General features: G+C 66.0%; 12 protein-coding genes. 3 read left to right on the plus strand and 9 right to left on the minus strand.

The features are described from left to right. Window positions 1–11 precede the first annotated feature (11 nt). From ribD to ACUCV3_RS17350, 3 genes are read right to left on the minus strand one after another with little or no spacing between them, the layout of a single operon-like run. A complete protein-coding gene (gene ribD, locus ACUCV3_RS17340; RefSeq protein WP_048938114.1) occupies window positions 12–965 on the minus strand; it encodes a bifunctional diaminohydroxyphosphoribosylaminopyrimidine deaminase/5-amino-6-(5-phosphoribosylamino)uracil reductase RibD in 954 nt (317 codons plus the stop codon). Window positions 966–1,000: 35 nt separating this feature from the next. Then, the gene (locus tag ACUCV3_RS17345) at window positions 1,001–1,501 is read right to left on the minus strand and encodes a hypothetical protein (protein ID WP_048938113.1); all 501 of its coding nucleotides are present in this window, start codon (window positions 1,499–1,501) and stop codon (window positions 1,001–1,003) included. A gap of 51 nt (window positions 1,502–1,552) precedes the next feature. Continuing rightward, window positions 1,553–2,242 (minus strand): energy transducer TonB, encoded by a 690-nt coding sequence (locus ACUCV3_RS17350; RefSeq protein ID WP_279727566.1) that lies wholly within the window; start codon window positions 2,240–2,242, stop codon window positions 1,553–1,555. A 187-nt stretch (window positions 2,243–2,429) separates the two neighbouring features. Here ACUCV3_RS17350 and ACUCV3_RS17355 point away from each other — a divergent pair, with 187 nt between their 5' ends. Then, complete coding sequence (locus ACUCV3_RS17355; protein ID WP_048938111.1) at window positions 2,430–3,038, plus strand: EF-hand domain-containing protein; 609 nt, start codon at window positions 2,430–2,432, stop codon at window positions 3,036–3,038. A gap of 90 nt (window positions 3,039–3,128) precedes the next feature. Here ACUCV3_RS17355 and ACUCV3_RS17360 read toward each other — a convergent pair whose 3' ends face one another. The 3 genes from ACUCV3_RS17360 to ACUCV3_RS17370 form a co-directional block, all read right to left on the minus strand. After that, window positions 3,129–4,394: a DUF445 domain-containing protein gene (locus ACUCV3_RS17360; RefSeq protein WP_048938110.1), complete on the minus strand. Its 1,266-nt coding sequence runs from the start codon at window positions 4,392–4,394 to the stop codon at window positions 3,129–3,131. A gap of 81 nt (window positions 4,395–4,475) precedes the next feature. Then, window positions 4,476–7,640, minus strand: a complete 3,165-nt coding sequence (locus ACUCV3_RS17365; RefSeq protein ID WP_279727568.1) for an efflux RND transporter permease subunit — start codon at window positions 7,638–7,640, stop codon at window positions 4,476–4,478. 92 nt (window positions 7,641–7,732) lie between these two features. Next, window positions 7,733–8,905, minus strand: a complete 1,173-nt coding sequence (locus tag ACUCV3_RS17370) for an efflux RND transporter periplasmic adaptor subunit (RefSeq protein ID WP_037521299.1) — start codon at window positions 8,903–8,905, stop codon at window positions 7,733–7,735. Window positions 8,906–9,137: 232 nt separating this feature from the next. On the opposite strand from ACUCV3_RS17370, the gene ACUCV3_RS17375 reads away from it, so the two are divergent. Continuing rightward, window positions 9,138–9,386 (plus strand): GlsB/YeaQ/YmgE family stress response membrane protein, encoded by a 249-nt coding sequence (locus ACUCV3_RS17375; protein ID WP_004208846.1) that lies wholly within the window; start codon window positions 9,138–9,140, stop codon window positions 9,384–9,386. A 60-nt stretch (window positions 9,387–9,446) separates the two neighbouring features. Here the strand turns inward: ACUCV3_RS17375 and ACUCV3_RS17380 are convergent, their stop codons facing one another. From ACUCV3_RS17380 to ACUCV3_RS17390, 3 genes are all read right to left on the minus strand, one after another. Further along, window positions 9,447–9,704, minus strand: coding sequence for a GlsB/YeaQ/YmgE family stress response membrane protein (locus ACUCV3_RS17380; RefSeq protein ID WP_004208845.1), 258 nt, complete (start codon window positions 9,702–9,704; stop codon window positions 9,447–9,449). Between the two features lie 195 nt (window positions 9,705–9,899). Further along, window positions 9,900–10,199 (minus strand): CtrA inhibitor SciP, encoded by a 300-nt coding sequence (gene sciP, locus ACUCV3_RS17385; protein WP_004208844.1) that lies wholly within the window; start codon window positions 10,197–10,199, stop codon window positions 9,900–9,902. Window positions 10,200–10,306: 107 nt separating this feature from the next. Continuing rightward, window positions 10,307–10,435: a hypothetical protein gene (locus tag ACUCV3_RS17390; RefSeq protein WP_268801522.1), complete on the minus strand. Its 129-nt coding sequence runs from the start codon at window positions 10,433–10,435 to the stop codon at window positions 10,307–10,309. Between the two features lie 295 nt (window positions 10,436–10,730). Here ACUCV3_RS17390 and mnmA point away from each other — a divergent pair, with 295 nt between their 5' ends. Continuing rightward, entirely contained in the window at window positions 10,731–11,837 is a 1,107-nt protein-coding gene (gene mnmA, locus ACUCV3_RS17395; protein WP_279727569.1) for a tRNA 2-thiouridine(34) synthase MnmA, read from the plus strand. The last annotated feature ends 15 nt before the right edge of the window (window positions 11,838–11,852 follow it).

Genomic DNA, 11,852 nt, shown 5'->3' on the forward strand with positions numbered 1-11,852 from the left:
TTTGCGCTGATCTAGGCGCTGCGCGTGCGCGCGTAAACCTCCAGCCGGTCCGGGTCGAACCGGCGCTCCTCGGTCTGGCGCCAGCGCCCATGGGCATCAGCCAGGTCGGTCAGGCCGATATCGCCGATCCCGGCCAGGCCCGACCCGATCAGGATCGGCGCGCGATAGAGTAGCAGCCGGTCGACCAGATCGGCACGCAGGAAGGCGGCGGCGGTCTCGGCGCCGCCCTCGATCATCAGATGATCGACCCGGTCGAGCGTCGCGATATCCTCCGGATCGGCAATCGCGCTCCAGCCTTCGGGCGCCGGGCCACGGCTCAGCAGCAGCCGGCGCGGCGATCGCTCCTCCAGCCCCGGCAGGCGCACATCCAGACTGGGCGCATCGGCGCGCAGCGTGCCGCCGCCGACCAGGATGGCGTCATGCCGTGCCCGCTCCAGATGGGCATGGGCACGGGCATCCGGCCCGGTGATCCAGCGACTCGACCCGTCAGCCAGCGCGATCCGCCCGTCGAGCGTGAGGCCCAGCTTCAGCGTCACTGCCGGGCGCCCCAGAGTCTGGCGCAGCACGAAGCCGCGCATCGCCTCGGCGGCCTCGGCCGCCATCAGCCCCATCTCGACCACAACGCCACGCTCGCGCAGCCAGGCGGCGCCTTGGCCATCGGTGCGCGGATCGGGATCGCGCAGGGCAATCACGACTCGGGCGACGCCGGCGCGCGCCATCAGGTCGGCGCAGCGCGGCCCGCGCGGGCTGAGGTGAAAACAGGGCTCGAGCGTGACATAGGCGGTGGCACCTTCGGCCCGGTCCATCGCCTCGTCCAGCGCCTGCGCCTCGGCATGAGGGCGGCCGCCCTTCTGGGTCCAGCCGCGACCGACGACATGGCCACCGCGCACGATCAGGCAGCCGACATTGGGGTTGGGGGTCGACAGGCCCCGGCCACGTTCTGACAGGGCAATCGCCGCCGCCATGTAGCGACGGTCAGCGGCGACGTCTGTGGTCATGGTCAGGGTTTGGCGGTCGCCGCGTCGACCTTCTGTTCGGCCTCCGCCTTGGCCAGCCGCTGGTCCAGCAAGCCATTGATCTGGCGGACGGCCTCCTTGCGCCGTGCGGTGTTGCGGGCCTCTTCGTCGCGCCATTCGATGCCGAATGCGTCGGCATAGCCCTGCATCTTCTTCTGCTGCTTGACGAGGGCCGCCTCGCGCTTGGCGAAGTCGATCTTCTGCTGCAGGATCACCGCCGCGTCGGATCGGTTCGCATCCCAGCTCTGGACATAGATGATCTTGTTGCGGGTCGGCATCGTGTTGGTGTTCGCATCGACGATGAACGCCCATACGATTACATAGGTGAAGGCCGCGGACACGCCGAGCAGCGGCCATTTATGCTGGCGCTGCTGCCGGAAATAGCTCCAGAAATCACCAAAGGCGCTCTTGGGAGAAACGGGACGGGGAAATATCGCCATGCCGCGCTTATAGGGCAGGGCGGGCGCGGATGCAAAATGATCCATCGAACATCCCTCCATGAAGGAACGGGCGGGCTATGCCCGCCCGTCCTCTGCTCAGCGATCGGTCAGGGTGAAGCGCACGGTCAGCGTCTTGACGCTGCTCACAGTAACACCGTCGCGCGTTGCCGGCCGGAAGCGCCATTTGCGCAGCGCATGCTTCTGGGTCGCGAGCCAGAAACTCTCGTCGGTCGCCGAAATCTTGACGATGTCGCTGACGCGGCCTTCCGGACTGATGGTGACGCGCACGGTGACGTTGCCTTCCAGCCCCTGGCGGATCATCGCGCCGGGATAATCGGGCTGGAAAGAACCCAGGGCGTTTGGCGCTATCGTCGCATCGATCAGGACCGGGATATGTGGCGGGGGCAGGGGCGGATCGATGACCGTCCCGGTTCCGGAGCCGTCAAAGGACGAGGATGGGCCGGTTTCGACCGTCGGGCCGGCCGGAACGGGCATCGGTATGATCGGATCGGTGGTGGTCGGCTTTTGCGGCAGCGGGTTGGTCTGGACCGTCTGGGTGGTCGGTTCCGGTGGTGCCGGTTCAGGCGGCGGGGGCAGCGGTACGGGATAGCCGGTGATCGGCGGCGTCGGCCGTACCCAGTCGATGACCTCCTTGGGCATCAGCAGGAAGGCGCCGACGACCACGGCATGGACCGCGATTGCCCCGCCGATCCCGATCGGTGATTTGCGCCGCGCGGCATAGCCCGACCGGGTCGCATCCTGTGTCGGTTGCATCGTCATATACATGGACTGCACCCTCCTCTCGTGGCGCCAACTCTCTGGCGCCCATGGAATGATACAACATCAAAATATGTTATGTTGCAACATTAATTTTCAGGAGGGCGGTGCGCCTGAAATATTCGCGCTGCCTCGGGACATATCGGGGCAATGCGGCGATGCGAGACACTGCGGCAACGCAAATTCAGGAACTCCGATGCGCCTTCCCACGATGCTGCTATTGTCGACCTTGTTGCTGCCGGTGCCACTGTTCGCCCAGCAGCCAGCCGATCTGTCTGCGCGGACGGAAGGTCCGCATGACGGCGGGGCACGACCCGATGGGCCCTGGGCTGCCGATGCCGACGGTGATGGCCGGATCACGCGGGACGAGATGCAGGCCTGGCTCGACCGCCGTTTTTCGGCGATGGATTCGGACGGCGATGGGGCGATTTCAACTGACGCCATGCAGCAGATGCTGGGCCATCAGCGCGGCCCGCGCCAGGAAGGGCAGGGCGAACGCCGGCATGGCCGTGGTGGTCCTGGCGGCGGCCCCGGTGGCGCCGGCGGCCCTCCGCCCGGTGGTCCGCCATCCGGCCCGCGGCCGGGCGGCCAGGGTGGCGAGACCGCTCCACCCCCACCTCCGGGCCGCGCCATGCCCTATCCCGAGGATGGCAATGAGGATGGCGTGATCGATCGCGCCGAATTTTCCGCCCCATCGCTCGCCATGTTCCATGATCTAGACCGCAATGGCGACGGCGTGTTGAGCGCCGATGAGCTGCCGCCATCGCCGCCGCCACCGGGGGGAGAGGGCGGTCCCGAAGACTGATGTTCAGCTAGGAACCGGAAGCCGTCTCCTCTGTGCGACCGGTTCCGGTCGGGGCGCGTCGTTTTTGGCCCGATGCGCCCCGACCATTTCTCAGAAGAATGTGTCGATGGCGTGGATCGCCAGCCCCACCAGTCCGCCGACCAGCGTGCCGTTGATGCGGATATATTGCAGGTCGCGGCCGACCGCGTTCTCCAGCCGGCTGGTGACCGTGCCGGCGTCCCATCCGCGCACCGTCTCGCTCACCAGCTTGACGATCGAATCGCCATAGGTCGCCGTCGCCCCGACCGCGCCGCGCCGCACGAAGCGATTGATCACCAGTTTCAGCCGCGCATCCTCCTGCAGGGTGCCGCCCAGTTGCTGCAACGCCTCGCCCAGTCGCCCGGCCATCGCCTTGCCGGGATCGCGCACCGCACGCAGCAGGCCGGTGCGGGCCTGTTCCCACATCCCCTCGATCCAGCGCTGCATCGCCGGATTGTCGAGTATCTCGTCGCGGATCTTGGCCGCCTTCGCCTGCATCTCGATGTCGAACTGCAGGTCGAAGGCAAGCTTGGCCATGCCTTCCTCGGCCTTGAGGCGCAGGCTGTGGCCAGGATCGGCGGCCATGTCCGCCAACAACTTGCGCAGGCCGCCGAGAATCGCATTGGCCAGATTTTCGTCCAGCCCGGTCCAGCGCAGCACCGTGCCCGCGCGCTCATGCACCATCTGGCGGATCAGATGGTCATTCGCCTCCAGCGCCCTGTCTGCCCACTGGATGATGCCATCCATCACCGGCGCATGGCGGCCGTCGCGCATCGCGGCCTCGATTGCTTGCCCCACCAGCGGGCCGACATTGATCGCGCGCAGCCGCTGGCCGATCGCACCCTTCACCATGCCGCCCAACCGTTCCTGGTCCAGCGCCTCCAGCATGTCGGCCAGCAGCCGGGATGCGCCCATGCGCAGTCGGCCGTCGCCGGCGGACGGGCTGGCGAGGAAACGGCCGGCCGCACCGGCCACGTCCATGCCGCGCATCCGCCGCGCGACGACGGCCGGGGTCAGGAAATTGTCGCGCAGGAACACCGCCAGCGTGTCGCCGATCCGGTCCTTGTTGCGCGGAATGATCGCCGTATGCGGGATCGGCAGGCCAAGCGGATGGCGGAACAGGGCGGTGACCGCGAACCAGTCGGCCAGGCCGCCGACCATCGCCGCCTCGGCAAAGGCCTGGACGAAGCCGATAGCGGGATGGAGATGCACGGTGGCGCGCGCCGCGATGAAGATCGCCGCCATCGCCAGCAACATCCCCGTCGCCACCAGCCGCATGCGCCGCGCGGGATGGGCGGCGGCGTCGAGGGGCGAACGGGGCATGCGCAGCAGCTTCATGGCGGTGAAACGGTTACGCGCCCGTTTCGTTCAGGCAAGCCCCATATTTTGCCATGGGGCTGCCCGCGCGATCCCGGCCCCTTATTCCGCCGGCTGGGCATGGCTGCCCGAATGGTCGTCATGCGACTTGTGGGTCAGGAAGCGGCGGCTGAGCCGTGGCCCGGCCCATTGCTCGACGCCCAGTGCCAGGCTGAACACGGCCGGCACGATCACCAGCGTCAGCACCGTCGACAGCAGCAGGCCGCCGATCACCGTGATGCCCATCGGCGCGCGCCAGGCGGCGTCACCCGACAGCGAAAGGGCGGTCGGCACCATGCCCGCGACCATGGCGACCGTGGTCATCACGATCGGCTGCGCACGCTTGTGACCGGCGTCGAGAATCGCCTCCTGCTTGGGCACGCCCTTCTCCATCTCCTCCAGCGCGAAGTCGATCACCAGGATCGAGTTCTTGGCGACGATGCCCAGCAGCATCAGCAGGCCGATGAACACCGGCAGCGACATGGGCTGGCCGGCAATGTGCAGCGCGATCGCCCCGCCCAGCGGCGCGAGCAGCAGCGACCCCAGATTCACGAAGGGCGGCATGATCCGCTTGTAGAGCAGCACCAGCACCGCCAGCACCAGCATGATGCCGGAGAAGACGGCGATCACGAAGTTGGTCAGCATTTCCGCCTGGAACTTGCTGTCGCCCGCCTCGATCTTCTGCACGCCCTGGATGCGGCCTTCCTTGATGGCCTTCATCGTCGGCAGCTCGTTGATCTTCTGATTGGCCTGGCTGGTGACGATACCGGGCGCTAGGTCCGCGCCGACGACGACGCGGCGGATCTGGTTATAGCGGCGAATCTGCGTCGGGCCTGCGCCAAAGCTGATGTCGGCGACCACCTTGAGCGGGACCGAACCACCCGACACGGTCGGCACCGGCATATTCTCGATCGTGGCGATATCCTTGCGGCTATCCTCGGCCAGGGCGACACGGATCGGGATCTGGCGATCAGACAGCGAGAATTTGGCGACATTCTGGTCGATGTCGCCGATCGTGGCGATGCGGATCGACTGGCTGAGCGCAGCGGTCGTCACGCCCATGCTGGCGGCCAGGTCGAGGCGCGGCTTGATGATGATTTCGGGCCGCTGCATGTCGCCCTGTACGCGCGGCGCGCGCAGTTCGCGGATGCCGGCCATTTCATGCACCAACTGGTTGGCGGTCTTTTCCAGCAGCTCCGGATCGTCCGAACCATACATCATGATGATGTCGCGGCCGAAGCCGCCGCCCGACTGCGACTGGAAATTGACCCGTGCATCGGCGATCGTCTGGAACTTGGGCGCGATCTTGCGTTCCCAATCCACCGACGACATCGGCCGGGTCTTCTTGAGAGTCAGGAAGATGTCGGCGCTGGTCGGCTCGATATCGGCAAAGGCGGCCTCGACCACATCCGTGTCGGCGGCCAGCATGTCGGCCACCTTGCGGGTGATGGCGGTGGTCTGCTCCAGCGTGCTGCCCGGCACGGTCTCGATCTTCACCTGGCTGAAATCGGTGTTGATCGTCGGCTGGAAGGTCATGGGCAAAGTGCCAAATGCGAACAGGGTCGCCACGAAGGCGAGCATGCCGATGCCCAGCGTCCAGACGCGATGGTCGACGAAGAAGGCGACGAAGCGATTGCGGAACCCGCCGCGCGCGCGCCGCGCCTTAGCCTTGCGCTGGTCCAGCGACCAGTGGAGCACGCTCATATAGCGGTCCATCAGCCAGCCTTCGCCATGACTCGCCTCGCCATGGGCCTTCAGGAAATAGGCTGCGATCATCGGCGTGATCAGGCGCGCCACGGCCAGGCTCATCAGCACCGACACGACCACGGTCATGCCGAACTGGATGAAGAACTGGCCTGAAATGCCCGGCATCAGTGCGACCGGCAGGAACACCGCGACGATCGCCATCGTGGTCGCCAGCACGGCCAGGCCGATTTCGTCGGCTGCGTCGATCGACGCCTGATAGGCCGATTTGCCCATGCGCATGTGGCGCACGATATTCTCGATCTCCACGATCGCGTCGTCGACCAGCACGCCCGCCACCAGGCTCAATGCCAGCAGCGAAATGCCGTTCAGCGTGAAGCCCAGCATGTCCATGAACCAGAAGGACGGGATCGCCGACAGCGGGATGGCGAGGGCAGAGATCATCGTCGCGCGCCAGTCGCGCAGGAACAGGAAGACGATGACGACCGCCAGCACGGCGCCCTCGATCATCGCCGACATGGCGCTGTGATACTGGCCGCGTGTATATTCGACGCTCGAATAGAGCTGCTTGAACTGGACCTTGGGATTTTCCTTCTTCAGCTTGTCCAGCACCTTCATGGCTTCGTCATAGACGGTGACGTCGGACGATCCCTTGGCCTTTTCCAGGCTGAAACTGGTCACCTGCCGGCCGTTCATCAGCGCCAGGCTGCGCTGTTCGGCATACATGTCGCGAACATCGGCAATATCGGCCAGCTTGACCGTGCGGCCGCCGGAAATGGCGATCTGCGTCTGGCCCAGATCATGGGCGTTACGGGCATTGCCCAGCACGCGGATCGACTGTTCGGCGCCGGCAATCTCGGTGCGGCCGCCGGCCGCGTTGATATTGACCTGGCTCAACTGCGCATTCACCTGCGCGGCGGTCACGCCATAGGCCTGCAGGCGGGCGGGGTCGAGGATGACGCGGATTTCGCGGCTGACGCCGCCACCGCGCCGCACCGCCGCCATGCCGCTGACCGACAGCAATCGCTTGGCGACCGTATTGTCGACATACCAGGACAGTTCCTCCAGCGTCATGTCGGTCGCTTCGGCGCTGAAATAGGCGATCGGGCCGCCATCCACGTCGATGCGCTGGACCTGCGGTTCCAGGATGCCGTCGGGCAGGTCGCTGCGGATCTGGTCGACGGCATTCTTGACGTCGTTGACCGCGCGATCGACCGGCGTGCCGATCTTGAACTGGACATTGGTCAGCGACTGGCCTTCGGATGCGAAGGAGGTGATGTCCTCGACCCCGCTGATGCCGCGCACGGCGGCCTCGACCCGCTGGGTCACCTGGGTTTCCAGTTCGGTCGGCGCGGCGCCCGGCTGGGACACGGTGACGCTGACCATGGGAAAGCTGATGTCGGGATTCTGGTTGATGTCCATCCGCAGGAAGCTGACGACACCGGCCAGCATCAGCGCGGCGAACAGGACCAGCGGCGGCACCGGATTGCGGATCGCCCATGCGGAGATATTGCGAAAACTCATGACGGGCTTCCCTCACCGGACGCCAGCGCGCCCGCTTCCAATATTGTCAGTCCTGCCGGTCCGGGCACGATGGCCCGGCCGGGACCATTGCGTCAGCGCGCCTTGAGCGCTTCCGGCTTCACCTTCTGCCCCACGGTCAGGAAGGCGCCGGCCGACGTCACGATGCGCTCGGCGCCGGTGATGCCGCTGGTGATGGCGACGCCCGTGTCGGACACCTGGCCCACCTTCACGTCGCGCCGTTCGACCTGGTTCTTGCCGTTGACGATATAGACATAGCTGCCCTTGGCGTCGCTCTGCACCGCCGATTCCGGCAGCAACGGCGCATTGCCCGAGCCGCTGGTGATCGTCGCCGACGCGAAACCGCCGGGGCGGATCGCATCATTATAAGCGACCGCGATGCGAGCGATGCCCTGGCGGGTCTGGGGATCGACGACCGGCGATACCTGCCAGACGCGACCGCTGAAATGCTGGTTGCTGCCGACCGGGGTCACGGTCGCGCTGTTGCCGGCGCGCAGCGTCGCCAGATCGGCTTCCGCCACCTGTGCCTGCATTTCCATCTCGCCATCCTTGGCCATGCGGAACAATGTGCCGCCGCCGGCCTGGACGATCTGGCCGGGCTCGACCGTGCGGGTCAGCACCAGGCCGGATGCCGGCGCGCGGATGTCCAGCCGGCCGGTGCGGGCGCGCTGCTCGGCCAGTTGCGCTTCGGCCACGCGGACCTGGGCGACGGCCTGGTCACGGGTTGCGGTGCGCTGGTCGATGTCGGCGGCGCTGATGAAGCCGCGGCCGACCAGCGCCTTGGCGCGTTCCAGCTGGGCCTGCGCCAGCTTGGCATTGGCACGCTGCACCTCGACCTGTGCGGCCAGCGAATTGACCTGCTCGCTCTGGACCGATCGTTCGACCGTGGCCAGCACCTGACCGGCGCGGACCCAGTCGCCCGGTTGCACCAGCACGCGCGTCACCATGCCGCCTTCGCCGACCACGCCGACCGGCATGTCGACACGGGCGGCCAGCGATCCGGTGCTGCTCACGGTGCGCGCGACCATCGTCTGGCCGGGGGTCAGCACGGTCACGACCGGCGCCTGCGGTGCGGCGTCGGGGGCGGCGGCATCCTTGCCACGCATCGACAGCGCGGCAGCCGCCGCCACCAGCGCAACCGCAACAACGCCACCGATGATCAGCAGCCGGCGGCGACGGCGAATCCGGTCTTCGTCATCGACCAGGATCGCGGACGATTCGCCCGTCAGCGTAGTTTCGTAATTCATGCCGTTTCCATCTCTCCGGCGGGTTCCGCCCAAACTCGGAACTGTGTTATATGAATATATCACCGCCCTCAAGCCCCAATATCACGCTTGGACGGGCCTTCGCAAAGCCAATTGTGCCCTTGCGAAGGGCTTGGCGGGCTCTTGCGCCTTGTGCGTCTCTTGCCAAAGGGATCGGACTATGTCGCTATGCCGCGCCTTGGGGCGGGTTGGACAGTGCAAGAGGATACGCGCCATGGAATTGCTGGGATGGATCATCACGGGCTTGCTCGCTGGAGCATTGGCGCGTCTGGTCATGCCGGGGCGCGATCCGGGGGGATGTGTCGTGACCATCCTGCTCGGCATGGCCGGGGCCTTGCTGGCGGCCTTTGTCGGTCAGATCATGGGCTTCTACGCGCCGGGCGAGCATGCCAGTTTCATCGCCGCCGTGCTGGGTGCGATCGCGGTTCTGGCGCTCTATCGCTGGTTCAGCGTCCGGCGCTGACGCAAAAAGGCCGCGTCCTTCCTAGGAAGGACACGGCCTTTGAGATGGAATGTCCGGTCGTTAGCGGACCGATCCGCGCCGTACCAGGTTGACGATCGCCAGCAGGATGACCGCGCCCAGCAGCGAAACGAGGAAGCTGTAGAGCGTCAGTCCGGCATTGTTGATCGAGCCGCCGCTGAAGATCAGGCCGCCGATGAAGGCGCCGACAATGCCGACGACGATGTTCAGCAAAATGCCCTGCTGCGCGTCCGTGCGCATGATCATGCTGGCGAGCCAGCCAATGATGCCGCCGACGATAAGCCACAAGATGATGCCCATGTTACTCTCCTTGACCACACCCCCAACGGGTTTGCTGGCTATTCAACCCGGAACATGGCTTCGCGTTCCCGCACAAAATGATTCCGCCTTGGAAACCATCCCCGACCCGCAACGCGAAAGGGGCCGCCGGACGGTCTGTCCGGCGGCCCCCGCATCATTTTCTACGGTGTCCGCCCGTCGGCGGCACCCGATCCCTCAATATTTCTGCTGCCGCTCGTAGAGCGACTTATAATATTGGATGCGCGTCACGCGTAGGCCATGCATGCCCGAACGGTCGACCGCCCGCTGCCAGCTGGCAAATTCTTCCAGCGTCAGGCTGTAGCGGGCGCAGGCCTCGTCCACGGTCAGCAGACCTCCATTGACGGCAGCGACGACCTCGGCCTTGCGACGCACCACCCAGCGAGTGGTGTTCACGGGCGGCAGATTTTCCAGCGTCAGGGGTTCGCCGAGCGGTCCTACGACCTGTGCAGGCCTGATTTTCTGGTTCTCTATCATCTTTACCCTCAATTAGCGGCATTGGCGTTGCCGAATTCAGCAGCGAAACCTCGTTGTCACATCAGCCCTGAAGATCGGCTAAAGCCCCAAGGTAAACACAGGCTTCATCATCCTTGCCCCACCCCTAAATGGCTCGCGATCAGCGGGTTAAAGCTTCCTGCGAGACGAACGGCTTCGATCTTGCCGTCGGAACGTGGCGCGAAAATCTCGGCCAGTTCCTGAATCCAGTCCTCCATTCCATCCTGCCCCCGCAGGACGCCCGCGACCGCCAGGGCCGTGGGACTGGCCGCCTGCGCCGCAGCCGAAGCTGCCCGCAGAAAAGGCCAGGCCGGGACGCGTGCCCGGCCTGTCGGCCTTGTCAGGGCGGGTTTCAGCCCGCCTGTCCGGAGAAAACTCAGATCCATGACCAGGCTTCTACCGGGCTAATCGATAAGGTCCGGTAAATGCCGGACACATTTTCGTCATCGAAACGATGCGCCTCTTTGGGGAAGGTGCTGGAACGCGGCGCCGCGTGCGACTATATGGGCGGCCATGCAGCCCGAATTTCAGCTCCCAGAGCCGCTCTCGCAGCGGCGCATTGTCGTTGCCATGTCCGGTGGCGTGGACAGCAGCGTCGTCGCCGCGCTCGCCGCGAAGACCGGCGCGGAAGTGATCGGCGTGACGCTCCAGCTTTATGATCATGGCGCCGCCGTCGGCCGTACAGGCAGCTGTTGCGCGGGCCAGGACATCCGCGATGCGCGCGCCGTCGCCGACCGCATCGGCATTGCGCATTATGTCTTTGATTATGAAAGCCAGTTTCGCGATTCGGTGATCGCCGACTTTGCCGATGAATATATGGCCGGCCGCACCCCGATCCCGTGCGTGAAATGCAATATGGGGGTGAAGTTCACCGACCTGTTCCAGATCGCGCGCGACCTGGGTGCCGATTGCCTGGCGACCGGTCATTATGTCCGCCGGGTCGAAGGGCCGCAGGGCGCCGAACTGCATCGCGCCGCCGATCCGGCGCGCGACCAGAGCTATTTCCTGTTCGCCACGACTCAGGCCCAGCTCGACTATCTGCGTTTCCCGCTGGGCGGCCTGCCCAAGCCGCAGGTGCGCGAGATCGCCGCCGAACTCGGCCTGTCGGTGGCGTTGAAGCCCGACAGCCAGGACATCTGCTTCGTGCCCGATGGCGATTATGCCAAGATCGTGCGCAAGCTGCGCCCCGATGCGGGCGAGGGCGGCGACATCGTCCATGTCGACGGCCGGGTACTGGGCCGGCACAGGGGGCTGATCCATTACACGGTCGGCCAGCGCAAGGGGCTGGAAATCGGTGGCCAGGCCGAACCGCTCTATGTCGTGCGGCTCGATGCCGAAGGACGGCGGGTGATCGTCGGGCCAAAGGTTGCGCTGGCCGTGTCGGGCGCGCGCCTCAGCGACATCAACTGGCTTGGTCGCGATTTTACCGGGCCGCTGACCGCCAAGGTCCGCTCCATGGCCAAGCCGGTTCCGGCGCGCCTCGAAGGCGATCGGCTGATCTTCGACGCGCCCGAATATGGTGTCGCACCAGGGCAGGCCGCAGTCCTCTATGCCGGCGATCAGGTACTGGGCGGCGGCTGGATCGCCGCGACCGAGGCTGCGCTGGCCGAGGCCGCCTGAGCCGGCGGCGCGGCC

The organism is Sphingobium sp. VMM, from assembly GCF_056790315.1.